This is a genomic window from Niveispirillum sp. (genome assembly GCF_017996735.1).
Lineage (GTDB): Bacteria > Pseudomonadota > Alphaproteobacteria > Azospirillales > Azospirillaceae > Niveispirillum.
Window position 1 is genome coordinate 14,039 of sequence record NZ_JAGOGJ010000047.1, and the last position, 24,504, is coordinate 38,542.

The 24,504-nt window shown below is 64.7% G+C and carries 24 protein-coding genes and 1 other RNA gene; 13 read left to right on the plus strand and 12 right to left on the minus strand.

The genetic code is table 11. The features are described from left to right. Window positions 1-58: 58 nt before the first annotated feature. Entirely contained in the window at window positions 59-586 is a 528-nt protein-coding gene (gene ruvC / locus KBA48_RS15890; protein ID WP_292908083.1) for a crossover junction endodeoxyribonuclease RuvC, read from the plus strand. A 130-nt stretch (window positions 587-716) separates the two neighbouring features. Here the strand turns inward: ruvC and tkt are convergent, their stop codons facing one another. Beyond that, entirely contained in the window at window positions 717-2,705 is a 1,989-nt protein-coding gene (tkt, locus tag KBA48_RS15895) for a transketolase (protein ID WP_292908085.1), read from the minus strand. 355 nt (window positions 2,706-3,060) lie between these two features. Here tkt and KBA48_RS15900 point away from each other — a divergent pair, with 355 nt between their 5' ends. The 5 genes from KBA48_RS15900 (at window position 3,061) to KBA48_RS15920 (ending at window position 5,464) form a co-directional block, all read left to right on the plus strand. After that, window positions 3,061-3,315, plus strand: a complete 255-nt coding sequence (locus KBA48_RS15900; RefSeq protein ID WP_292908087.1) for a hypothetical protein — start codon at window positions 3,061-3,063, stop codon at window positions 3,313-3,315. A gap of 2 nt (window positions 3,316-3,317) precedes the next feature. Continuing rightward, window positions 3,318-3,686 (plus strand): cell division protein ZapA, encoded by a 369-nt coding sequence (locus KBA48_RS15905; RefSeq protein WP_292908089.1) that lies wholly within the window; start codon window positions 3,318-3,320, stop codon window positions 3,684-3,686. Window positions 3,687-3,699: 13 nt separating this feature from the next. Further along, a non-coding RNA gene (gene ssrS, locus KBA48_RS15910) (6S RNA) lies at window positions 3,700-3,858 on the plus strand. A gap of 147 nt (window positions 3,859-4,005) precedes the next feature. Then, the gene (locus tag KBA48_RS15915; RefSeq protein ID WP_292908091.1) at window positions 4,006-4,605 is read left to right on the plus strand and encodes a 5-formyltetrahydrofolate cyclo-ligase; all 600 of its coding nucleotides are present in this window, start codon (window positions 4,006-4,008) and stop codon (window positions 4,603-4,605) included. Window positions 4,606-4,621: 16 nt separating this feature from the next. Beyond that, entirely contained in the window at window positions 4,622-5,464 is an 843-nt protein-coding gene (locus KBA48_RS15920; protein ID WP_292908093.1) for a TIGR00282 family metallophosphoesterase, read from the plus strand. 8 nt (window positions 5,465-5,472) lie between these two features. On the opposite strand, the gene KBA48_RS15925 is transcribed toward KBA48_RS15920, so the two are convergent. Genes KBA48_RS15925 through KBA48_RS15935 form a run of 3 tightly spaced genes read right to left on the minus strand, consistent with a single transcriptional unit; the run spans window position 5,473 to window position 9,861 of the window. Then, window positions 5,473-6,459: a formyltransferase family protein gene (locus KBA48_RS15925; RefSeq protein WP_292908095.1), complete on the minus strand. Its 987-nt coding sequence runs from the start codon at window positions 6,457-6,459 to the stop codon at window positions 5,473-5,475. Then, window positions 6,452-7,963 (minus strand): anthranilate synthase component I, encoded by a 1,512-nt coding sequence (gene trpE, locus KBA48_RS15930; protein ID WP_292908097.1) that lies wholly within the window; start codon window positions 7,961-7,963, stop codon window positions 6,452-6,454. The genes KBA48_RS15925 and trpE overlap by 8 nt, the downstream gene beginning before the upstream one ends. Before the next feature lie 5 nt (window positions 7,964-7,968). Further along, window positions 7,969-9,861 carry a peptidylprolyl isomerase gene (locus KBA48_RS15935; protein ID WP_292908099.1) on the minus strand — a complete coding sequence of 631 codons (1,893 nt, stop codon included), beginning with the start codon at window positions 9,859-9,861 and terminating at the stop codon, window positions 7,969-7,971. Between the two features lie 276 nt (window positions 9,862-10,137). On the opposite strand from KBA48_RS15935, the gene tpiA reads away from it, so the two are divergent. From tpiA to eno, 6 genes are all read left to right on the plus strand, one after another. Continuing rightward, window positions 10,138-10,893 carry a triose-phosphate isomerase gene (gene tpiA / locus KBA48_RS15940; RefSeq protein ID WP_292908101.1) on the plus strand — a complete coding sequence of 252 codons (756 nt, stop codon included), beginning with the start codon at window positions 10,138-10,140 and terminating at the stop codon, window positions 10,891-10,893. A gap of 190 nt (window positions 10,894-11,083) precedes the next feature. Next, window positions 11,084-11,410 carry a preprotein translocase subunit SecG gene (secG, locus tag KBA48_RS15945; RefSeq protein ID WP_292908103.1) on the plus strand — a complete coding sequence of 109 codons (327 nt, stop codon included), beginning with the start codon at window positions 11,084-11,086 and terminating at the stop codon, window positions 11,408-11,410. A gap of 171 nt (window positions 11,411-11,581) precedes the next feature. Further along, on the plus strand, window positions 11,582-13,210 hold the full coding sequence (locus tag KBA48_RS15950) for a CTP synthase (RefSeq protein ID WP_292908105.1): 1,629 nt from the start codon (window positions 11,582-11,584) through the stop codon (window positions 13,208-13,210). A gap of 101 nt (window positions 13,211-13,311) precedes the next feature. Then, window positions 13,312-14,148: a 3-deoxy-8-phosphooctulonate synthase gene (gene kdsA, locus KBA48_RS15955; RefSeq protein ID WP_292908107.1), complete on the plus strand. Its 837-nt coding sequence runs from the start codon at window positions 13,312-13,314 to the stop codon at window positions 14,146-14,148. Between the two features lie 98 nt (window positions 14,149-14,246). Next, a complete protein-coding gene (locus KBA48_RS15960; RefSeq protein WP_292908109.1) occupies window positions 14,247-14,891 on the plus strand; it encodes a lysophospholipid acyltransferase family protein in 645 nt (214 codons plus the stop codon). A 105-nt stretch (window positions 14,892-14,996) separates the two neighbouring features. Continuing rightward, on the plus strand, window positions 14,997-16,277 hold the full coding sequence (gene eno, locus KBA48_RS15965) for a phosphopyruvate hydratase (RefSeq protein WP_292908111.1): 1,281 nt from the start codon (window positions 14,997-14,999) through the stop codon (window positions 16,275-16,277). A gap of 45 nt (window positions 16,278-16,322) precedes the next feature. On the opposite strand, the gene hemB is transcribed toward eno, so the two are convergent. The 8 genes from hemB to KBA48_RS16005 form a co-directional block, all read right to left on the minus strand. Beyond that, window positions 16,323-17,315: a porphobilinogen synthase gene (gene hemB, locus KBA48_RS15970; RefSeq protein ID WP_292908113.1), complete on the minus strand. Its 993-nt coding sequence runs from the start codon at window positions 17,313-17,315 to the stop codon at window positions 16,323-16,325. Between the two features lie 80 nt (window positions 17,316-17,395). Beyond that, window positions 17,396-18,073 (minus strand): exopolysaccharide biosynthesis protein, encoded by a 678-nt coding sequence (locus tag KBA48_RS15975; protein ID WP_292908115.1) that lies wholly within the window; start codon window positions 18,071-18,073, stop codon window positions 17,396-17,398. 140 nt (window positions 18,074-18,213) lie between these two features. After that, the gene (locus KBA48_RS15980) at window positions 18,214-18,981 is read right to left on the minus strand and encodes an Hpt domain-containing protein (protein WP_292908117.1); all 768 of its coding nucleotides are present in this window, start codon (window positions 18,979-18,981) and stop codon (window positions 18,214-18,216) included. A 166-nt stretch (window positions 18,982-19,147) separates the two neighbouring features. Further along, window positions 19,148-20,362 carry a 5-aminolevulinate synthase gene (hemA, locus tag KBA48_RS15985; protein WP_292908119.1) on the minus strand — a complete coding sequence of 405 codons (1,215 nt, stop codon included), beginning with the start codon at window positions 20,360-20,362 and terminating at the stop codon, window positions 19,148-19,150. Window positions 20,363-20,661: 299 nt separating this feature from the next. Further along, a complete protein-coding gene (locus tag KBA48_RS15990; RefSeq protein ID WP_292908121.1) occupies window positions 20,662-21,732 on the minus strand; it encodes a phosphotransferase in 1,071 nt (356 codons plus the stop codon). A 13-nt stretch (window positions 21,733-21,745) separates the two neighbouring features. Further along, complete coding sequence (locus tag KBA48_RS15995; RefSeq protein ID WP_292908123.1) at window positions 21,746-22,531, minus strand: SDR family NAD(P)-dependent oxidoreductase; 786 nt, start codon at window positions 22,529-22,531, stop codon at window positions 21,746-21,748. Window positions 22,532-22,632: 101 nt separating this feature from the next. Then, complete coding sequence (locus KBA48_RS16000; RefSeq protein WP_292908125.1) at window positions 22,633-23,397, minus strand: glucose 1-dehydrogenase; 765 nt, start codon at window positions 23,395-23,397, stop codon at window positions 22,633-22,635. A 124-nt stretch (window positions 23,398-23,521) separates the two neighbouring features. Continuing rightward, on the minus strand, window positions 23,522-23,806 hold the full coding sequence (locus KBA48_RS16005; protein WP_292908127.1) for an acylphosphatase: 285 nt from the start codon (window positions 23,804-23,806) through the stop codon (window positions 23,522-23,524). A gap of 98 nt (window positions 23,807-23,904) precedes the next feature. Here KBA48_RS16005 and KBA48_RS16010 point away from each other — a divergent pair, with 98 nt between their 5' ends. Then, window positions 23,905-24,504 carry a GNAT family N-acetyltransferase gene (locus KBA48_RS16010; protein WP_292908128.1) on the plus strand — a complete coding sequence of 200 codons (600 nt, stop codon included), beginning with the start codon at window positions 23,905-23,907 and terminating at the stop codon, window positions 24,502-24,504.

Here is a 24,504-nt window from a genome sequence, read left to right on the forward strand (position 1 = left end):
CTGGCCCCCGCCAGGCCCCTTGAGTATGGGGCCGGCCTTTTTTGGGAATGGTGAAGCCATGGCGGGACAGGTACCCGTGCGTATCCTGGGGCTGGACCCCGGTCTTCGCCATCTGGGCTGGGGCGTCATCGACGCCGCCGGCAACCGGCTGAGCCATGTGGCCGATGGCACGATCCATACCGACAGCACGGACGAATTGGCCCAACGCCTGTTGGACCTGCATGAAGGCATCGCTTCCGTCATCGCCGAATGGCAGCCCGATGAGGCGGCGGTGGAAGAGACCCTGGCCAATGTGAACCCCGCCTCCACCCTGAAACTGGGCATGGCGCGCGGCATCGCCTTGTTCAGCGCCGCCAAGGCTGGTCTTCCGGTGGAACAGTATCTGCCCATGGCGGTCAAAAAATCCGTGGTCGGCACGGGCCATGCCGACAAGGTGCAGGTCCAGCATATGGTGCGGATGCTGCTGCCGGGTTTCCAGCGTTCCACCGCCGACGCCGCCGACGCCCTGGCCGTCGCCATCTGCCACGCCCATCACGCCCAGACACGGCGCAAGGTGGATAACGCCATCTTGGGGATCAGGCGATAGAGCCGGCGGCCCGTCCCGAACATCCCGCGCGATAGGCGCCGCGTCACTTCGCCCTGGGTTTCATCATGCAAAACGGCGCCAGATTGCTCTGGCGCCGTTGTTTTATGCCCGATCGGGATGCCGGACAGGCTTACAGCCGTTCCTTCGCCGCCTTCACGATGGCGTCGGCGGTGATGCCGAAATGCTGGTACAACTCCTGGTACGGTGCGCTTTCGCCAAAGCCGGGCATGCCGATGAACACACCCTTTTCGCCGATCCAGCGATCCCAGCCGAAGCGGACCATGGCTTCCACGCCGATACGCAGCCCATCGCCCAGCACGGCCTTCTGGTACGCCTCGGGCTGTTCGGCGAACAGTTCCCAGGACGGCATGGAAACCAGCGCCGTGGGGATGCCTTCGGCTTCCAGCTTCTCCCGCGCGTTGAAGGCGATCTCCACCTCCGAACCCGTGGCCAGCAGGGTGACCTTGCGCGGGCCCGACGCCTCACGCAGGACATAGGCGCCCTTGGCGGACAGGTTCTCGTCGGTATGATCCACGCGCATGGTCTGCAGGTTCTGACGGGTCAGGGCCAGCACAGACGGGCGGGTCTTGGCGTCCAGGGCGATTTCCCAGGCCTCTGCCGCTTCCACGGCGTCGGCGGGGCGCAGGACCAGCAGGTTGGGGATGCAGCGCAGCGCCGGAATATGTTCCACGGGCTGATGCGTCGGGCCATCTTCGCCCAGGCCGATGCTGTCATGGGTCATGACATGGATGACCCGCTGCTTCATCAGGGCGCCCAGACGGATGGCCGGGCGGCTGTAATCGGAGAAGGCCAGGAACGTGCCGGAATAGGGGATGACGCCGCCATGCAGGGCCATGCCGTTCATGATGGCGGCCATGGCATGCTCGCGCACGCCGTAATGCACGTAACGACCATCCCAGCTATCCTTCTGGACGGCCTTGGACAGGGTCTTGACGCGGGTATTGTTGGACCCGGTCAGGTCGGCCGAACCGCCCATCATTTCCGGCACCAGCGGGACGATGACATCCAGCGTGTTGCCCGACGACTGGCGGGTGGCGATCTTCGGCTTGGTCTCCGACACGGCCTTCTTATGCGCGTGCAGGGCGGCGCGCGCCTCGGCCGGCAGGTCGCCGGCGATGGCGGCCTTGAAGGCCAGACGGTTGGGGGACCGCGCCAGACGCTTCACCCAGGCATCGACGGTCGGGTGGCCCCGATCGCCGAAATGGCGCCAGGCGTGCAGGATGGCCTCGGGGATCTCGAACGGCGCATGCGGCCAGTTCAGCGCCTTGCGCGCTCCCTCGATCTCGGCGGCACCCAGCGGGCTGCCATGGCTGCCGGCGGTGTTGGCCTTGGTCGGCGCGCCATAGCCGATGGTGGTGCGGCAGGCGATCAGCGAGGGCTTGTCCGTCAGCTTGGCGGCTGCAATGGCCTTGGCGATCGCGACCGGGTCATGGCCGTCAACGGCGGACACGTCCCAGTTATAGGCGGCGTAGCGGGCCTTCACATCCTCGGTGAAGGACAGGTCGGTGGAGCCATCGATGCTGATGCGATTGTCGTCCCACAGGACGATCAGCTTGGACAGGCCCAGATGGCCGGCCAGTGAGCTGGCTTCGTGGCTGATGCCTTCCTGCAGGTCGCCGTCGCCGGCGATGACATAGGTTGTGTGATCGACCAGATCGTCACCGAAACGGGCATTCAGGATGCGCTCGGCCATGGCGAAGCCGACGGCGGTGGAGATGCCCTGACCCAGCGGACCGGTCGTCATTTCGATGCCGCGCGCCATGCCATATTCGGGGTGGCCGGCAGTCTTCGCACCCATCTGGCGGAAGCGCTTGATCTCGTCCAGCGTGATGTCTTCATACCCGGTCAGGTACATCAGGCTGTATTGCAGCATGGAGCCATGGCCCGCCGACAGGATGAACCGGTCGCGGTCGGCCCAGTCGGGGCGCTTCGGATCGAACTTCAGGAACTGCGTGAACAGGACGGTCGCGACGTCGGCCATGCCCATCGGCATGCCGGGATGTCCGGACTTGGCGGCTTCCACCGCGTCCATGGACAGGGCGCGGATGGCGTTGGCGAGATCGGCGTGGGACACGCCAGCGGTCAGATCGGACGACATTGCGCGAAGGGCCTTTCATGCGGGGCGCCGGCCTTTGGGGCTGGCCGGACATTGCTCTAACGAAGCGCTGTACTTGGTGCTGTGTCGGAACAGGGAAAACGGGCGGCAGCAACCGTCCCGGTCCGACGGCCGATCCCCCCCGAATGGTGGCGGCAAATTGGCCAAATCCGCCGGGGGGGTCAAGCGACAGCCAAGCATGGCGGATGCCCGGCCACGGAGGGGGGCCACAATAGCGGATTCCGCGGTTTTTTGCGGTGCGATTGTTGACGTGGGGGGAGGGGGACCCCTAAGGTCTGTCGTCTCGTGCCATGAACGGTGCCGACATCCGTCCACCCGCCCCTGAAGAGCCACCGCCTTGGACAGTCTGACTGCCGCGCTGGAGCGCCTGGATAAGTCCATCGGCCTGCTGGATCGTGCCTTGACGCGCCGGCTGGAGCGGATGGACGCCAATGCAGGTACGGCCGGCTGGCTGTCGGAAAAGCTGCGGCTGGAGGCGGAACTGGCGGCGGCCCGCCATGCGGAACGTCAGGCACAGGAACAGGCCCGCGTCATGAGGGTTCGCCTGGACGCGGCGATTTCACGCCTGCAGGGCGTGCTTGAGGAAGGTTGATCATGCGTCGCGTCGATTTTACCCTGAATGGCCGTAACCACTCGCTGACCTGCGAAGATGGGCAGGAGCAGCGTCTGCTGGAACTGGCGGCCTATGTCGATGCCCGCATGCAGGAACTGACGGGCGGTGCCGCCGGTCATGAGGTGCAGAACCTGATTGCCACCTGCATCGTGCTGGCGGATGAATTGATGGAGGCCCGGGCCGAGGCAAAGTCCCTGCGCGCCGGCCATGCCCCGGCCCCCATTGTGCATCAGCAGCAGCCGGCATCCACGCCCGCGACCAGCCCGGCCGATGAGGCGAAGGTGGTTGCCGCCGTCGATACATTGGCAAAACGCATCGAAGACATTGCAGCGCGGCTCGAACGCGCCTAGATATAGGACAGGAGGTTGGCTGCCTGGTGCGTCAGGTCGCTTTATCCCCGGGGCCGATAATCATTCCTCGAGGGGGCTGTCCCTACCGGCGCCGTGGTGCCGGCATATGGCTCCCACCTGTTTGCACAGGTCACGAGGGATAGCACACACCAACGGCCAAGGCGGCCATCTTCCGCATTATGTCTGTTCCGTCAAGCGCCGGGCGCCGCCATCCGGCGGCTTGGCTTACGCGGCACGTGCCGCGCGGCGGCAATTGCCGCCGTACCATCGGCCGGATCCGACCGATGGTATTGTCCTCCACCAAATCGCCGGTTTTATGATGCCAGACCTGGACGTCGATCCAATCGCCCAGGCCAAGCAGGCCGCCCGTATCGAGGCGCGCCAGGTTCGCGCCCGCTGCCATGCTGTGGTCGGGCCGGCCGTCGGCGTCGCCATCGCCACTCATCTCCTGTCCCTGCTGCCCGGCCTGCGCTCCGGTCTCCTGACCATCGCGGGTTATCATGCCAAGGGGGACGAGGCGGACGTGCTGCCCTCGCTCTCGGCCCTGGCCGCCGCCGGCCATGCCACGGCCCTGCCTGTGGTGGCGGGGCGGGCCTGGCCGCTGGTCTTCCGGCTGTGGCGGCCCGGCCATCCGCTGGTACCCGGCGCCTTTCGCATCATGGAACCGATGGGCGATGCGCCGCTGGTCCAGCCCGATATCGTGCTGGTGCCGCTGCTGGCCTTCGATCAGGCGGGTTACCGTCTGGGCTATGGCGGCGGCTTTTATGACCGCACGCTGGAAGTGCTGCGGGCGGAGGCACCGACGGTCGCCGTGGGCATCGGCTATGCGGGGCAGGGGGTGGATAAGCTGCCCATCGACGCCTACGATCAAAAGCTTGACTGGATCGTGACGGAGCAGGGTGCCTGGCGCCCGGCCTGACCCATTGGGGATTTTTATGCGGTTGCTTTTCCTGGGCGATATTGTGGGGCGTAGCGGGCGGGAAGGCGTGTTGCGCCATCTGCCGGACCTGAAGGCCAGGCTGAAACCCGACTTCATCGTCGTGAACGGGGAAAACGCGGCTGGCGGCTTCGGCATCACCGAAAAGATCGCGGAAGAGCTGTTTGCGGCGGGCGTGGACTGCGTCACCCTGGGCAACCATGCCTGGGACCAGAAGGAATTGCTGGGGCAGATCGGCCGCCTGCCGCAACTGGTGCGCCCCATCAACTATCCCGAAGGCACGCCGGGCCGGGGCTTCACGATCCTGCCGGCCAAGAATGGCCGGCACAAGGTGATGGTGATCAACGCCATGGGCCGGGTGTTCATGGACCCGCTGGATGATCCGTTCCCGCCGGTGGAGAAGGTGTTGAACATTCACCGCCTGGGCGGGGCACGCATGGGGCCGGCCGGCGTGGACGCCATCATCATGGATATGCATGCCGAGGCCAGCAGCGAAAAGATGATCATGGGCCATGTGCTGGACGGTCGGGTCAGCCTGGTGGTCGGCACCCATTGCCATGTGCCCACCGCCGACCTGCAGATCCTGAACGGCGGCACCGCCTATCAGACGGATGCCGGCATGTGCGGTGACTATGACACTGTCATCGGCATGAAGAAGGAAGCGGCCATCTACAAGATGCTGCGCAAGACGCCGGGCGAGCGTTATTCACCAGGAGAAAACGACGCGACCGTCAGTGTGTGCGGCGTGTTCGTGGAAACCGATGACCGCACGGGCCTGGCCAAACGGGCAGAGCCGGTGCGGGTCGGCGGTCGGTTGGGGCAGAGCCTGCCGGCGGCCTGACCTTCGCCTCAATTGAGGCCGTCGTCGCGCGATATTTTCACTGGTCCCCCCGGTATCCGGCACCATTCATCACCGGGCAGCAGGAAATCAATCCGTTTCGCCCCCGGCGGCAGGTCGTCCAGTCGCAGGCTGAACCCGCAACGCCCGTCGCCATGGCCGGCGGCGGCCACATCGGCACGGGGGGCCTTGGCCTCGATATCGCGGAACGGTCTGCCATCCACCTCCACCCTGACCGTCACGGGTGGGTATCCGGGGTCATGGGCCCAGCCATGGATGGCGTGATTGATGATCCCGTCGATCCAGCCCCGGACCCGGCCCCCCGGCCGGTACGGGCTGGCGTGGCCATCCTGCCAGTATGTGAGGATGCTGTCGGGCCCCTCGAAAAAGGCACGGCGTCGTCGCTGCTGTTCCTCCGGCCCCATATCCGGCGTCACCTGTGCCAGGGCCAGCACTTCCGCCCGCCGTCTGGCCGGACCACGCCAGGACAGGCCCGGCGGGTCGGGCCAGGGCGCGTGCCCGGCCAGACAGGGGGCCAAGCTCCGGACAAGGGACAGCAAGGCCGGAAATGTCAGTTCATCCAGGCTGCGGTGCCCGATGCCGGGGGGGATGTCGAAGGACCGGACGGCCAGGATGGGGCCGGCATCGATCTCCGCGACCATGACATGGGCCGTCACCCCGAACTGTTTCGCGCCCTCATACAGGGCCAGATGATTGCTGCCTGACCCCGGATAATCCGGCGGGGCCGGATGGATGTTAACGGCGCCGGCGCGACAGAGGGTCAGCATGGACGCCGGCACGACATGCCCGAAACCGATGCTGACCAGCCGGATGGCCTGATCCTGGCCGGAGAGGAGCAGGGCGCCCAACTGTTCCCGGTCGGTGACAGGATCGGCCCCCGGCAATAACGGGGCCAGAACCGGGACCAGCCCCGCCGCCGTGGCCAGGACCAGCCGGTCCGGCACGGTGGCGGGCAGTCCCGGCATCCGCTCAGCCACGGTTCTCCTGGGCGAAGCGCACGGCCTCCTCCGCAGCCTTGAACAGGGCCTTGGCCTTGTTCACCGTCTCCTGATACTCGGATTCCGGGTCGCTGTCGGCCACCACACCGCCGCCCGCCTGTACATGCATGACACCATCCTTCAACACGGCGGTGCGCAGGGCGATGCAGGTGTCCATGGTGCCATTGGCCGCGAAATACCCGATGCAGCCGCCATAGATGCCGCGACGGGTCTTCTCCAACTCGTCGATGATCTCCATCGCCCGAACCTTGGGCGCCCCCGACACGGTGCCCGCCGGGAAACCGGCGACCAACGCCTCGATAGGCGAGAATTTCGGGTTCAGCTTTCCTTCCACATTCGAAACGATGTGCATCACGTGGGAGTAATATTCGATGGTAAACTTTTCCGTTACCGTAACGGTTCCCGTCTGCGACACCCGCCCCACATCGTTACGGCCCAGATCCAGCAGCATCAGATGCTCGGCCAGTTCCTTGGGATCGGACAGAAGGTCGGCAGCCAGTTCCTTGTCCTCCGCCGCGTTCTTGCCGCGTTTGCGAGTGCCGGCGATGGGGCGGATGGTGACGGTGTCGTCACGCAGGCGCACCAGAATCTCGGGGCTGGAACCCACGATCGACAGGTCGCCGAAATCCAGGAAGAACAGGAAGGGCGACGGGTTCAGACGGCGCAGTGCCCGGTAGAGCGCGAAAGGCGGCAGGGTGAAGGGCACGGAGAAGCGCTGGCTGGGCACGACCTGGAAGATGTCGCCGGCCCGGACATACTCCTTGGCCTTCTCCACAACGCCGAAATATTCCTGGCGTGCCGTGTTCGACTCCGGCTCCGGCAACGCGGTCACATCGGTTGTCGTCTCATGCCCGCCCGGCACCGGTCCTTCCAGATCGGCCACCGATTCCGCCAGCCGCGTGCGGGCGGCTTCAAACGCATCGGCCGCCGACAGGCCCGGCTGGGGGCGGACGGGGGTGACAACGGTCACGACATTCTCGATCCCGTCGAAAATGGCCATGACGGTGGGCCGGACCATGATGCTGTCATCCAGGTCCAACTCGTTGGGATTGCTGTCGGGCAGCTTCTCCATCAACCGGACCATGTCATAGCCCAGATAGCCGAACAGGCCGGCCGACATGGGCGGCAGTTCCGCCGGCAGGTCGATGCGGCTTTCATCCAGCAGGTCGGACAGAACCTTCAGCGGATCGCCCTGGCACGGCACGAAGCTGTTGGGATCATCCGCCGCATTGCGGTTGATCTGCGAATGGGTTCCCCGGCAGCGCCAGATCAGGTCCGGCTTCAACCCGATCATGGAATAGCGGCCGCGCACCGATCCGCCGGTGACCGATTCCAGCAGGAAAGCGTTGGGGCGCCCGCGCACAAGCTTCAGCATGGCGGAAACGGGCGTGTCCAGATCGCTGACCAACCGGGTCCAGAGCACCTGCGCCGCCCCGGACTCATAGGTGCGGATAAAGGTGCTGTTGTCCGGAAAGGTGCGCACGGGACTTACTCCTGCGTGGTGCGGTAGAGCTGGTTGATCAGGGACTGGTTGATGGTCACACCGTAATGGGCGCGCAGGGCGGCCAGATACTGCATGACCAGTTCATCCTGCATGGCCTGGCCCGTCGAACTGGCCAATTGCGCCAACTGGTTGGCGGCCATCGGATTGGCGGGATCGGCCGCGATGATGCCGGTCAGCTTGGCCACCACCACCCCCGTCGGCTTTTCCGCCGTCGTCACGCTGCCCACGGCGCTGCCGAACAGGGTCTGAACGGCGGCGGCGGGGATCAGGGCGCTGGGCGCGCCGGCCCGCATCAACGGATCGACATTCTGGACCAGCGCGCCGGACACGCCGGCGGCGGCGTCCTTGGCGGCGCTGCCGGCCTTGATCTTCTCGACGATCTCCTCGGCCTTTTTCCGGGCCGCGACCTGCTTCTGCTCGGCCTGCCAGTCGCCCAGGACGACCGACTTCACCTCGTCCAGCGGCTTCAGCGCGGCGGGGATCACCGATTCCACCTGTACAGCAAAGAAAGCCTCGCTGCCGGCCTCCTCCACGCTGCCCGTCTGGCCCTCGGCCACGGTGAAGCCAGCGGTCACGATCTTGTCGATGGCTGGCAGGGTGGCGCCCTGGGCGACGCCGGCCTTGTCGGCACCGCGATTGTCGATCTTCTCCAGCTTGACGACGCGCGCGCCCACGGCCTGGGCGGCCTCGGCCAGGGGGGTGCCGCCGGCCAGTTCATCTTCCAGCTTGGTGGACAGTTCGAACATCTTTTCCACGGCCTTGTCCTGCCGGACCTTGGCCGCAACCTCGTCCTTCACATCCTCCAGCTTGCGCTCACCGCCGGCCTGGACCTTGGTGATGGTGAAGATGTGGAAACCGAAGGCGCTTTCCACCGGGCCGCCGGAGGTACCCTGGGCGGTGGCGAAGGCGGGTTCGGCCAGTTCGACCGGCAGACCATCCTTCAGCACATCCTCCAGCGTCACAGCCTCGACGCCGGCGGCCGTGGCCACGTCTTCCACCGACTTGCCGCCCTTCACCTCGGCCAGCGCCTTGTCGGCGGCGTCCTTGCTGGGGAACACGGCCTGGGTGATCGACCGCTTTTCCGGCGTGATGTAATCGCCGGCATGGCCGTCATAATATTCCTTCAGCAACTCATCCGTGACCTCGACATCCTTGGTCAGGTTCACGGCTTCGATCAGGGCCACGTTCAGGGTGCGATATTCGGGCGCGGTATAGCGGACGGCCTTTTCCTTGTGGAAGGCCTCCAGCGTCGCCTGATCCGGCGAGGGGGCGGCCGGCATCGCATTATAGGGGATGGTAACGATCTCGAAGGTCCGTCCCTCGAACCGGTAGCGGTACAGTGCCTCGGCCAGGGTCTTCGACGCGTTGGCGCCGGCGGTGACGGCACCGATCAGGTCGCTGCGGGCCATGTCGCCGCGCACATCCTCGACAAAGCCGGCCTCGGTCAGGCCGTTCTGCTGCAACAGCGCACGCATCAGGTTGGCGTCGAAATTGCCGAAACTGTCCTTGAAGGCCGGAACCTTCAGCACTTCCGCGCGCACAGTATCGTCCGCGACGCGCAGGCCCAGATCATCAGCCGCCAGCGCCAGCAATTTCTTCTGGATCAACTGTTCCAGGGCGCGGTCGCGCAGGCCGAACTGACGGGCCTGTTCCTCGCTGAATTCCGGACCGACCATCTGCCGCATGCGGTTGAATTCGACGCGGTAGGCCTGATCCAGTTCCAGCGGCGTGATGGCCTGATCACCGACCTGGGCGACACCCTTCTGCACCCCCTTGGTGACATCGCCGATGCCCCAGACAGCGAAGCTGATGATCAGGGCCACGAACAGGATCTTGACGACCCAGGAGCCGGCGGTGCTGCGGATGATCTGGAGCATGGGGACGCTTGTTGTTCCATCGAATGGGTGCGGTGCCACCCGCCGAAATGCGGATCGCACCGCCGGGCGAGAGCCCGGAAGGCGCGGCATCATAGGGAAGCCGCAACCGGGGGGCAAGTCCGGGGGGCGGGCAGGCGCCATGTCTTGCGCATCGGCCCATGACAGCGTTGACCTTTTGGACAGCACGCGCATGTCCGCATAATCTTTCCGTCACATACGGCCGGCGGACCGGGAACAACCCGGCGGACATGGCCGACAAGAAGAGTAGAGGATGAAATGACCGTTCGCCGTTACCTGATTGCCGGCAATTGGAAGATGCATTGCCGGCGGGACGATGGTGCTGCGCTGGCCGCCGATCTGGCGGCACGCGTCGGACCCGTCGCCGATAAGCGATTCGACCTGCTGGTCTGTCCGCCCGCCACCATCATCACCACTGTTGCCCAGGCCGTGTCCGGCAATGCCGTTTCCGTGGGCGGGCAGGATTGCCATGCGCAGGCCCAGGGTGCCCATACGGGCGACATCGCGGCTGAAATGCTGGCCGATGCCGGCGCCGGCTGGGTGATCGTCGGCCATTCCGAACGCCGCACCAACCATGGCGAAAGCAGCGCCGTCATCAAGGGCAAGGCTGCCGCCGCCCTGCGGGCGGGCCTGAACGCCATCGTCTGCGTCGGCGAGACGGAGGCCGAGCGTGACGCCGGCAACGCCGAGGCGGTGGTGGCGGCGCAACTGATCGGCTCGATTCCCGACGGCGCCACGGCGGCCAATACCGTCATCGCCTATGAACCGGTCTGGGCCATCGGCACGGGGCGCACGCCGACCCTGGCGGACATTGCTGCCATGCATGCCATGATCCGTGCCCGGCTGGCGGGACTGGTCACCGATCCCGATGCCGTGCGTATCCTTTATGGCGGGTCGGTGAAGCCGTCGAATGCCGCCGAAATCCTTGACCTGGCCGATGTCGACGGTGCCCTGGTGGGTGGGGCCAGCCTGAAGGCGGATGATTTCTGGGCCATCGCGCAAGCCTGCCCTTGATACTTCGCTATGGCGTCCCGTCGCGGGACCGGTTAAGAAGCGTGACGGATACATGACGCGGGCGCCGCCCGCTTCCCCCTTGAAACGGGAAGCGGGCGGCCTTGCGTTTGGGCGCTTGATGCGCCATTTGCTTATCGACGGTCGCGGGTCCCGCGGCCCGGTTCCGTGACGGTATTCAGGGATTGTTGGGATGCAAGAGGTAGTCCTGGTCGTGCATCTGCTGATCACGCTGGCGCTGATCGGCGTGGTTCTGGTGCAGAAGTCGGAAGGCGGCGGCCTGGGCGTGGGTGGCGGCACCATGGGCGGTTTCATGACCGCCCGCGGCAGCGCCAACCTGCTCACCCGCACCACTGCCGTTCTGGCGGCCCTGTTCTTCTGCACCAGCCTGATCCTGGCCATCATGGCCGGCACGGGTTCCAGCCAGAAGAGCATTTTCGACAAGCTGCCGGCCCCCGGCAGCGAGGCTCCGGTGACGCCCGCCGAGCCGGCCAAGCCGGCGGTTCCCGTCGGCCAGTAAGGCCCGAAGGCGCAACGGCCCGTGGATATGGCAAGAGGCGGCAGACATGCCGCCTCTTTCCGTTAGGGCGTGAATATGGTGAAATGGGCATCCGTGCCCCGATGTGAAATCTCAATTGCTTGGGCCGGATGGGCCCAACCTGTTGGCATGCTTGGCGAAGGTTAGGGTTCCATGACGCGCTTCATCTTCATCACCGGTGGTGTGGTTTCGTCGCTGGGCAAGGGCCTGGCATCCGCAGCCCTGGGGGCGCTGCTGCAGGCGCGTGGCTACAAGGTCCGCCTGCGCAAGCTGGACCCCTATCTGAACGTCGATCCGGGCACGATGAGCCCGTACCAGCATGGTGAGGTGTTCGTCACCGATGACGGCGCCGAAACCGACCTGGACCTGGGCCATTACGAACGCTTCACGGGTGTTCACGCCACCAAGTCCGACAACATCACCACTGGCCGCATCTATTCCAACGTTCTGGCCAAGGAACGCCGCGGCGACTATCTGGGCGCCACGGTCCAGGTGATCCCGCACATCACCGACGCCATCAAGGATTTCATCGCCGCCGACCTGGATGGCGAGGATTTTGTGCTGTGCGAGGTGGGCGGCACCGTCGGCGATATCGAATCGCTGCCCTTCCTGGAGGCCATCCGCCAGTTCGGCAATGATCGCGGGTCGGAGAACGTGCTGTTCTGCCACGTCACCCTGGTCCCCTATATCCCGGCCGCCGGTGAGCTGAAGACCAAGCCGACCCAGCATTCGGTGAAGGAACTGCTGTCCGTCGGTATCCAGCCGCAGATGCTGCTGTGCCGCGCCGACCGCGACATTCCGGAGAATGAGCGCCGGAAGATCGCGCAGTTCTGCAACATCAAGAAGGAATGCGTGATCGCCGCTCTTGATGTCGACACCATCTATCAGGTGCCGATCTCCTATCACGAGCAGGGTTTCGACACCGAAGTGCTGAAATATTTCGGCATGGCCCCCGACGGCGCCCCGAACCTGTCGCGCTGGGAAGAGATCGTGCGCCGCGTGCGCAACCCCGAAGGCACCGTCACCATCGCGGTGGTCGGCAAGTACACCAGTCTGCTGGACGCCTACAAATCGCTGGGCGAGGCGCTGACCCATGGCGGCATCGCCAACAATGTGAAGGTCAAGCTGGACTGGATCGACGCCGAGATCTTCGAGACGGGCGAGGCCATCGAGCGGCTGGAGCATGTCCACGGCATCCTGGTGCCGGGCGGATTCGGTGAGCGCGGGACCGAGGGCAAGATCCGCGCGGTGCAGTTCGCGCGGGAACACAAGATCCCCTATTTCGGTATCTGCTTCGGCATGCAGATGGCCGTGATCGAAAGCGCGCGCCACCTGGCCGGTCTGGAACATGCTGGCTCAACCGAATTCGGCAAGCCCGATCCGGCCGTGGTCGGCCTGATGACGGAATGGACCCAGGGCAACCAGTTGGTTCAGCGCCAGGAAGGTGGCGATCTGGGCGGCACCATGCGCCTGGGTTCCTATAACTGCCACCTGCTGGCGGGCACCCGTGTTGCCGACATCTATGGCAGCGAGGACATCATCGAGCGTCACCGTCACCGCTATGAAGTGAATATCAACTTCAAGGAGACGCTGGAGAAGGTGGGCCTGAAATTCTCCGGCCTGTCGCCCGATGGCATCCTGCCGGAAATCGTGGAACTGCCGGAGCATCCCTGGTTCGTGGGCGTGCAGTTCCACCCGGAACTGAAGTCCAAGCCGTTCGATCCGCACCCGCTGTTCACCAGCTTCATCTCTGCGGCCATCGCGCAGAGCCGGCTGGTGTGAGCATCTGATTTGTGAAGAAGGCCGGGGCGGGGTCAGACCTCCCCGGCCTTCTTTATTTTCCGCACGCGGCTGCCCATATGCGTGCGTAAAGGAGCATCCCCATGACCCGTACCGTCAATGTTGGCCCGTTGTCGATTGCCAATGACCGGCCCTTCACCCTGATCGCCGGCCCGTGCCAGTTGGAAAGCCGCGACCATGCCTTCATGATGGCGGGTGCCCTGTCGGAACTGACAAGCAAGCTGGGCATCGGGCTGATCTACAAGACCAGCTTCGACAAGGCCAACCGCACCTCCCTATCGGCGCAGCGCGGTTTGGGCATGGACAAGTCGCTGCCCATCCTGGCCGACATCCGCGATACATTCGGCTGCCCCGTCCTGACCGATATCCATTCGGCGGATCAGTGTGCGCCGGTGGCGGAGGTGGTGGACGTCTTGCAGATCCCCGCCTTCCTGTGCCGGCAGACCGACCTGCTGCTGGCGGCGGGGGAGACGGGCAAGCCGATCAATGTGAAGAAGGGGCAGTTCCTGGCACCGTGGGACATGAAGAATGTCGCCGCCAAGATCGCGTCCACCGGCAACCACAACATCCTGCTGTGCGAGCGGGGCGCTAGCTTCGGCTATAACACGCTGGTCAGCGACATGCGGTCCCTGCCCATCATGGCGCAGACGGGCTATCCCGTCGTCTATGACGCCACCCATTCGGTGCAGCAGCCGGGCGGGCAGGGGAGCAGCAGCGGCGGCCAGCGCGAATTCGTGCCCGTCCTGGCCCGCGCCGCCATCGCCATCGGCGTGGCTGCCGTGTTCATGGAGACGCACGAGAATCCCGACTGCGCGCCCAGCGACGGCCCCAACATGGTGCCGCTGGATCAGATGGAAGGGGTGCTGACCACGCTGCTGGCCTTTGACCGTATCGCCAAGGCCAATCCGGTCGTGCTCTGACCTTCCGCACCTTTGACAATACCGACCACATACCCCACCATCGGGAATATAACGAAAGGCGGGGGTGGCTAACCGCCGGTGGGTGAGGAAAACGATCCATGTCACATGTTCCCCTGGGTCCCCGCACGCCGCGGCGGGGCGGCCCGTTTTCACGTTTGGTCGGGCGCCTGTTGATGCGCCTGATGGGCTGGCGCATCGCGGGGGCATTTCCGGATCTGGAAAAATTTGTCACCATCGGTGCCCCGCACAGCTCCAACTATGATTTCTTCATCGCGATGGGCACCATCCTGTCCACCGGCGTGCGTATCCACATCCTGGGCAAGCACACCTTGTTCAAGGGGCCGCTGGGCCCCATCATGCGCTGGTGCGATATCCTGCCCGTCGATCGACGTGCGGCGCATGGTGTTGTGGGCGAATGCGTGGCCGCGTTGAACAGTGCGGACCGGCTCGTGGTCGGCATCGCACCGGAGGGCACGCGCAGCCCGAAACCCGGTGCCGGATGGAAGACAGGCTTCTGGCATATCGCGCGACAGGCCGGCGTTCCGATCATACCTGTCGCGCTGGATTATACGACGCGCACCGTGCGTATCGGCGATCCGGTCACGACTACGGACAGCATGCAGGACGATTTCGCCTTGCTTTCCGCCTTCTATGCAGGCGTGCAGGGAGCCAGGCGGCAATTGGCGGCCACCATCCCGACGGATGGTGCCAGGCCGGTGGAACCTGTGGGCACGGCGGGGTAGCGAAACCGTCCCTTGTCGGCGATGGTCTCTGGCGTTATCCCCTTCATCCCGTATTTACCCTTTATCGGGTTCACGGCATCCACGCCCACGTCAGAGAGAGGCCCCATGTCCGCCATCATCGACATTCACGCGCGCGAAATCCTGGACAGCCGCGGCAACCCGACCGTTGAGGTCGAGGTTCGCCTGGAATCCGGCGCCTTTGGTCGGGCCGCCGTTCCGTCGGGCGCCTCCACCGGCGCGCATGAAGCCGTCGAACTGCGCGATGGTGACAAGGCCCGCTACCTGGGCAAGGGTGTGCTGAAGGCTGTCGAGGCCGTGAATGGCGAGATCGCCGACACGCTGGTCGGTCTGGAGAGCACCGATCAGGTCGCCATCGATCAGGCCATGATCGACCTGGACGGCACGCCGAACAAGGGCCGCCTGGGCGCCAACGCCATCCTGGGCGTGTCCATGGCCGTCGCCAAGGCGTCGGCCGATGAGCTGGACCTGCCGCTCTACCGCTATGTCGGTGGCGCCAATGCCCGCATCCTGCCGGTGCCGATGATGAACATCATCAATGGCGGCGCCCATGCCGACAACCCGATCGACATCCAGGAATTCATGGTGATGCCGGTCGGCGCGGAAACCTGCGCCGAGGCCATCCGCGTGGGTGCCGAAATCTTCCATGCCCTGAAGAAGAAGCTGAAGGCCGCCGGCCACAACACCGCCGTGGGCGACGAGGGCGGCTTCGCCCCCAACCTGTCGTCCGCCACCGAGGCGCTGGACTTCATCGTCGCCGCCATCGCGGATGCCGGTTACAAGGCCGGTGAGAATGTGCTGCTGGCGCTGGACGCCGCCTCCACCGAATTCTTCAAGAACGGCAAGTACGAGCTGGAAGGCGAGGGCAAGAGCCTGACGCCGGCCGAAATGGTCGCCTACTGGGCCGATCTGGTGTCGAAGTACCCGATCGTGTCCATCGAGGACGGCATGGCTGAGGATGATTGGGAAGGCTGGAAGCTCCTGACCGACACGATCGGCGGCAAGGTGCAACTGGTTGGCGACGACCTGTTCGTCACCAACCCGGCCCGCCTGTCCGATGGCATCAAGAAGGGTGTCGGCAACTCCATTCTGGTGAAGGTCAACCAGATCGGCACCCTGACCGAGACGCTGGAAGCCGTCCGGATCGCGCAGAATGCCGGCTACACCGCCGTCCTGTCGCACCGTTCGGGCGAGACCGAGGACAGCACCATCGCCGACCTGGCCGTCGCCACGAACTGCGGCCAGATCAAGACCGGCTCGTTGTCGCGTTCCGACCGGATTGCCAAGTACAACCAGCTCATCCGTATCGAGGAAGGCCTGGGCGTGGCCTCGGTCTATCCGGGCCGTGCCGCCCTGAAGCGTGGCTGATTGATCTGTGGGGGCAGGTTTTTTCCTGCCCCCACCCTATTTTGCTTAACCGACAGTCCGCAGCAACCGGGCCGCATCGACGGCGCCATAGGTCAGGATCGCGTCCGTGCCGGCCCGCTTGAAGCTGAGCAGGGTTTCCAGCAAGGCCGCGTCATAGTTCAGCCAGCCATTGGCCGACGCTGCCTTCAGCATCGCGTATTCGCCGCTGACATGATAGGCGAAGGTGGGCACGCGGAATTCGTCCTTCACCCGGCGAATGATGTCCAGATAGGGCAGGCCGGGCTTTACCATCACCATATCGGCGCCTTCGGCGATATCCATCGCCACCTCGCGCAGCGCCTCGTCGCTGTTGGCGGGGTCCATCTGATAGGTCTTCTTGTCGCCCTTCAGCAGGCCACCCGTCTGCACCGCGTCGCGGAACGGGCCATAGAAGGCCGAGGCATATTTGGCGGCATAGGCGCAGATGCGGGTCAGCTTGTGGCCCCGATCCTCCAGCGCGTCGCGGATGGCGCCGATGCGGCCATCCATCATGTCGGAGGGGGCGACAATGTCGCATCCGGCATCGGCCTGCACCAGGGCCTGCCAGACCAGGGCTTCCACCGTCTCCTCGTTCAGGACATAGCCATCCTTCACGATGCCGTCATGGCCGTGGCTGGTATAGGGGTCGAGCGCGACGTCGCCCAGGATGCCGATATCCGGCACCTCGCGCTTGATGGCGCGGATGGCCCGGCACATCAGGTTATCGGGATTGCCCGACTCGCGTCCCTCCGGGTCCTTCCGGTCGAAGGGCAGGACGGGGAACAGGGCCACACAGGGGATGCCCAGGTCACGCGCCGCCGCCACCGCCGGCACCAGCAGGTCCAGCGACAGACGCTCCACGCCCGGCATGCTGGCGATGGGTTGGCGCTGGTTCACGCCGTCCACCGCAAAGACCGGCCAGATCAGGTCGTTCACCGTCAATTGGTTCTCCGCCACCATCCGGCGGGTCCAGCCATCGACACGGTTGCGGCGCGGGCGGCTGCGGGGAAAGCTCTGCATGTTCAAGGGGCCCATGGCGATTGTCGTCGCGTGGATGCTACGCCCGCGCGGCCCGGTTGGGCAACTGCCACCCCTGCGGCCTACAGCCCCAGGAACTGGTGGACGGCGTAGAGCATGATCTTGATGGTCAGGGCGATGAAGCCGAAGGCGATCACCGTACTGGCAACAGCGGAGACATACCCGGCGATCAGCGCGACCCCATCGCGTTCCATCAGGGCCAGGGCGATCAGGGCGATGGCGATGGACGGAAAGATGTTGCCCATGAAAATGGGCAGGATCAGCACGATGGACAGGAAAAACACCACGAAGCCCGCGAAACGCTCCATGCGCCCGTCGACCAGATATGTCAGGCGGGGTTTGGTGTAGTTTTCAACCTTGCGCAGCCAGGGTTCCGCCTTATTGAGAACGCCCAGCAGATCGGTCCGCAGAATGCTGCGCCGGCGCAGGAAACCGGGCAGCCAGGGATGCGGATGCCCGATCATCAATTGCATGGAAAACACCACGATGGGCATGCCGGTGACGGCTGACATGCCGGGCGGTGCCGGCAATATGGTGGGCAGCGCGAATAACAGCATCAGGATGCCGTAGGCCCGCTCCCCCAGCCCATCAATCATTTCGCCGATGCTGATCCGTTCGCCCTCTACCCTGGCGATGGTGTCCAATAGAACGTCCGTGGTCCGCTTCGTTTCCGCCTTTGCCGGTTCATCGGGGGGGATGGCGCTGGCGTCACCGGACAGACCATCGGGTTCGGGCGGCAATTGTGTATCCACGGATCAACCTTCATCCCGACGGAACCCGCTGTCCGCCGGCCCCTGATATATCCCGCGCGGGTTACCGGATCATGAAAGGACGCCCGCGGCCGAACGTCCCATCATACCAACGCGGGATATGGGGGTCTTCATCCCAGATTGAAACGGGTGATGGTCGCAGCAATGTCGTCGCCGAATGTCGCACCCAGGCGGATGACGCCGGCATCGGCCGGGACCCCCTTCAACTGGTCCGCACCCATGCTGGTCATCAGGGCGGCGGGAACATGCTGGGTGACCGACATGGCGCGCAGGCCGCGGATCAGGTCGATGCCACCCAGCCCATCCATGACCGCCGAGGCGATGATCATATCGGGCGGCATGCGCACGGCAATGGAGATAGCTTCGATCGGATCGGACACGATGTTGACGCGGAAGCCGCAGGCGGCCAGTTCGCCGGCCGCCTTGCGGGCAACCAGCTTGTTGGGCGTCACCAGCATGATTTCGACGTCGCGCACCTCGACATCGGTGATGTCGAATTCGAACCGGGTGGGCAGCCGGCGGATGATCTGGTTGGTGGCCGCGATGTCCGGCTGGTCTTCCAGTTCCGCCATTTCCGCGATGCGGTCGGCGAAGATCTGGATGTCGGCGATCTGCTTTTCGTCCAGATCCTTCAGGTCGGTGCAATAAGTCTCCAGTCGCTGGGCGATCAGGGAGACGATGGGATAACCGAAGGTGGAGCCCGACCCTTTCAGCGAATGGATCTCGCGGCGCAATTCGCGCAGCGCGTCGGCCCCCTTGGCCTGGCCCGACTTCGTCTGGTCCAGTGTGCCATAGATGGAGGATAACCGATCACTGATATAGTCGCTGAATTCCGACTTGAGCTGTTCGAGCAGCTCATCCATGTCGACCTCGGCCATCCCGTCATTCCTTTTGTCCGCAACACATATCCCTGTACCCCGGCGGCAGGTCCGGCTTCAAGAGCGCCGGGATAACCGATCGGTTACAGCGGACATGCGGAGATGAAAAAGGCCTGGATGCGGGGGGCGCATCCAGGCCTTGATCGATTGAAGCGTGATCGGCCGTTCAGGCGGCGCGCTTCAGTTCCAGGTTCTTCCAGACCGACAGCAGGGCATCGACCAGATGGTCCATCTTGCGGTCGTCATGGAAGGGGGTGGGCGTCAGGCGCAGCCGTTCCGTGCCACGCGGCACGGTCGGGTAATTAATCGGCTGCACATAGATGTCGTGATAGCGCAGCAGATCATCGCTGGCCTGCTTGCACAGGTGCGCGTCACCCACCAGCAGCGGCACGATATGGCTGACCGACGGCATGACGGGCAGGCCGGCCTGGGCCAGACGGCGCTTCAGCGTGGCGGCGCGTTCCTGGTGGCGGATGCGGATTTCGTTATGTTCCTTCAGGAACATGACCGAAGCCAGCGCACCGGCGGCCAGCACCGGGGCCAGCGAGGTGGTGAAGATGAAGGACGGCGCGAAGCTGCGCACGCAATCGACCAGGGCCGTGGAGCCGGTGATATAACCACCCATGACGCCGAACGCCTTGCCCAGCGTGCCCTCGATCACGGTCAGGCGATCCATCACGCCTTCACGCTCCGCCACACCGGCGCCACGCAGGCCATACATGCCGACGGCATGCACCTCGTCCAGATAGGTCATGGCGCCATGCTTGTCGGCGACGTCGCACAGTTCCTTGATGGGGGCGATGTCGCCATCCATGGAATAGACGCTTTCGAAGGCCACCAGCTTGGGCTGGTTCTTCGGATAGCGCGACAGAAGGGCATCCAGATGGGCCACATCATTATGCCGGAAAATATGCTTTTCCGCGCCGGAGTGACGGATACCCTCGATCATCGAATTGTGGTTCAACGCGTCGGAGAAGACGACGCAGTTGGGCAGGATGCGCGGCAGGGTTGAGAGCGTCGCCTCGTTGCTGATATAGCCCGAGGTGAACAGCAGGGCCGCTTCCTTGCCATGCAGGTCGGCCAGTTCGCGTTCCAGCATCACATGATAGTGGTTGGTGCCGGAAATATTGCGAGTGCCCCCGGCGCCGGCCCCGCACTTGTGCAGGCTGTCGACCATGGAGCCGATGACCACGGGGTGCTGCCCCATGCCCAGATAATCGTTGGAACACCAGACGGTGACATCCTTGGGCGGGGTATCCTCCCCATGGAAGGTAGCGGTCGGGAATTCACCTACACGGCGTTCCAGATCGGCGAAAACGCGATAACGGCCTTCACGCTTCAGGCCGTCAATCTGGCTCTTGAAAAAATTCTCGTAATCCATGGGCCGTTGTCCCGTTTGCGCCACTGATGGGAATGTCACGCCGGTCGTGCCGTTTGTCCACCCTTGTTTCTTACTTCAAAGGTATCGTCGGCAAAACCCCTCGCGACGGCTTGTCGCGGCGGCCCCGTACATTGCCGACGGCGCGACTGTCGCCACCATGTCGAAGAACCATGAAGACCGCCTTGATTTCGGTCAATTCATCATTGGCTCCAAGAGGTATTCCGCACATGGCTACGCTGTGGACACAGGTGGCGGTGCGGAAGGGACCTCAACGGCCCCTGCCGCACGGGGAACGCCCGCTATGCGCGATCCGACACGAACCGCCAGCCCGTCTCGGCAGCGGCCCGTGCCACCTCGCCATAGGCCAGGGCCTTGCGGTCGGCGGCATTGCCGGCCAGGGCGCGGGCATAGACGCCCTGACAGATGGCCGCGATGCGGAAGAAGGCGAAGGCCAGATAATAGGGCCAGTCAGGAATGCCCGCCCGCCCTGTGCGCCTGCAATAGGCTGAGACATAATCGGCTTCGGTCGGGATGCCCGATCCCGTCAGATCCACCCCCACCAAGCCCGGAAACTGCTTGATCCCGGACGGCAGGTGATAGGCCATGCAATTATAGGCCAGGTCCGAGAGGGGATGGCCCAGCGTCGCCAGTTCCCAATCCAGAATGGCGACGACGCGCGGTTCCGACTTGTGCAGCATCAGATTGCCCAGGCGGAAATCGCCATGGGCGATGGTGGTTTCATCCCCCGCCGGCACGGCGCGGGGCAGCCATTCCATCAGCCGTTCCATGGCGGGAATGTCGCTGTCGCCCTTGGTGGCCACGAACTGCTTCGACCAGCGCTCCACCTGACGCAGGATATACTGCTCCGGCTTGCCGAAATCGCCCAGGCCCGCTGCCCGCCAATCCACCTTGTGCAGGGCGGCCAGCGTTTCATTCATGCTGTCATAGATGGCGGCGCGCTCTTCAACGCTGAACCCGTCCAGCGCCACATCCGACAGGATGCGCCCGTCAATATGGTCCATGACATAGAAGGGCGTGCCGATGATGGCGGCGTCGTCACAATACAGCCGGGCATCGGGCACGGGGGCGGCCGTGGCCGACAGGGCGCGCATGACGCGGAATTCCCGGTCGATCATATGGGCGCTGGGCAGCAGTTTGCCCGGCGGCTTCTTGCGCAGGACAAGGCGGGCAGCCGCCGCATCCGTCACCAGGAAGGTGGGATTGGACTGCCCCCCCTGGAACTGCTGCACCTTTGCCGGCCCCTGGAACCCGTCAAGATGGGTCGACAGATAGGCACCCAGTGCGCCCTCGTCGAACTGGTGTTGCGGCAGCACGTCGATCAGGACGGCCGCTCCCTTGCCCTCGCTCATGCTTGTATTTCCCTTAAAGAATCGTGGGATCGGCGATGGTGGCGCCGCCATCGGCCACCAGCAGTTGGCCCGTGACGAAGGCCCCCGCGGGGGCGGCCAGCATCAGGGCCACGCCCGCGATCTCTTCCGGTTTCCCAAAGCGGCCCAGCGGCGCGCGGCGCATCACGGCCTTGGCAATGTCGGGATTGTCGGTCAGGGCCTTGGCAAAATCCGTTTCCACGATGCCGGGCGCGATGCCGTTGACGCGGATATTGGCATGGCCATGCTCGACGGCCAGATTGCGCACCAGCGCCGCCTCCGCCGCCTTCGACACGCCATAGGCACCGATCACCGGATTGCCGCGCAGGCCCGCGATGGAGGACAGGATGATCACCGACCCGTCCCTGCGCTCTGCCATGCCGGGGATCACCATGTTGCAAAGCTGCCAGGTGCTGCGCAGGTTGGAGCCCATGATCTTGTCCCAGGCATCGTCACTGACGCTGGCCAGCGGGCCATAGACGGGGTTGATGGCGGCATTGGCGACCAGGATATCGATGCGGCCCCATTGCGTGACGGTGGCATCGACCAGGGCCTGCAAATCCTCCTTGCGGCCGATATTGCAGGCAACGGAAATGGCCTCGCCCCCTGCGGCAACGATCTCATCGCGCACCAGATTGCAGGCATCGATCTTGCGCGATGAAATGACGACCTTTGCCCCGGCGCGGGCATATTCCTGGGCAATGGACTTGCCGATCCCGCGTGAGGACCCGGTGATCAGGGCCACCTTGCCGGACAGGTCGAACAGGGGGTGCGTGGTCATGGGAAAATCTCCTCAATCGCCCGACGGGCGGTGAAATCGCTTGGCTTGATCTGTCGTTGATCCGGGGGAGGCGCGAAGGTAGCGGGAGTTAAACGACCCGCTCACTGCGCCGTCGTGCCGCCATCCACGGCGAATTCCGCCCCGGTTATGAAGGGGCTTTCATCCGACAGCAGGAACAGCACCATATTGGCCGCGTCCTCCGGCTTGCCCATGCGGCCCAGCGGGGCGGTACGCTCCAGCCGGCGGCGCATCTTCTCCGCGTCCGGGGCCACATCGATCATCTGCTGCACCATGGGCGTGTACAGGAAGGACGGGTGGATGGAGTTGCAGCGGATCTCATATTTCGCTTGCGCGCACCACATGGCGACCGACTTGGTCAGCAGCCGAACGGCCCCCTTGGCCGAACAATAGGCAGCCAGATCGGCCGCACCCGACAGGCCCGCGACGGAGGAGACATTGACGATGGAGCCGCCGCCCGTCTGTTTCATGGCCTTGATCGCGTATTTGCAGCCCAGGAAAGTGCTTTCCACATTGACCGCATGCACGAAGCGCCAGCCTTCCAGCGTCTCATCCTCGATATTGTGCAGCGAGCCGCAGCCGGCATTGTTCACCAGACCATCCAGGCGGCCATATTTCTCAACGATATGGCCGATCACCTCGACCCAGCGCTCTTCCCGCGTCACGTCCTGGGCCAGGAATTCGGCGCCGTCACCCAGTTCGGCAATGGCAGCCTCGCCACCCTTCACGTTGCGGTCGGTGATAACCACCTTGGCCCCTTCGCGCAGCGCCGCGCGGGCCGTGGCCAGGCCGATACCCGAAGCACCCCCGGTGATCAGGACGATCTTGTCCTGCAGGCGTCCCACCATGGTCTTTTCCTCCCCCATTTTCGGGCCGCATTATGCCGGCCGCTTCTCAAACATGCGTTTGAATGTAGGCTAAAGACGGGGCGGGGGCAATCCATTCCGTGCTTCGGGATGGGGGGGCTCGGGATCAGACGGTTGGGCGTTGGTCAAAACCGGACAAGCCGGGGTCGGCGGTTTCAGTGACCTTCACATTGATGACGATGGCCGATGGCGGCCCCTGCCAGCAGGCATCCAGCATGGCGTCCACATCGGGGGCGTGCCCGGCGAACAGGGCTTCCACGCTGCCATCGGCGCGGTTGCGGACCCAGCCATCCAATTGACGCGCGCGCGCCTGTTCCACGGTCCAGCCGCGGTACCAGACACCCTGAACCCGGCCGGTGATGGTTACGCTGACGGCGCGTCGGTCGTCCATCGCATATGTCATGAATGTCTCGCCTGTTTTGCCGCTATCCAGCCCAAGGTGGCAGCGCTTGTCAATGTCGCTCGCCAAGGACGCGTTTCTGGGGCAGCATGAAGGTGGATGAAGTCGATCCGGAGGGGGCCATGCACTTTGCCAGCCTGATCCGTCCCGCCACCCCGGCTGATGCGGCGGGCATTGCCCATGTCCATGTCGAAAGCTGGCGGTCCACCTATCCCGGCATGCTGCCCGACGGGTATCTGGTGGGGCTTTCCGCGGCCACGCATGAAAAGAGATGGCGCGGTCTTTTGTCCGGTGCGGGCCTGCCGCGGGGCCGGCGTACCTTTGTTGCCCAGGGGCCTGACGGCGGCATCCTCGGCTTCGCCTCCTGCGGGCCGCAGCGCACGGGCCTGCCCGGCTTCGGTGGCGAATTCTATGCGCTTTATCTTCTGGACCAGGCGCAGGGGCAGGGGGTGGGGCGGCGTTTCCTGGCCGCGATGGCCCAGCATCTTCTGGCTGCCGGCACACGGACCGCTCTGGTCTGGGTGCTGCGCGACAACCCGTCACGCTATTTCTATGAAAGGCTGGGGGGTGATCTTCTGGCCGAACAGCCGATCAGCTTTGCAGGCGCGCGGCTGAGAGAGGTGGCCTATGGCTGGACGGATCTGGTGCCCCTGGCGCGCCTTGCCGCCGATCCGCCGGTGGGCGGATAG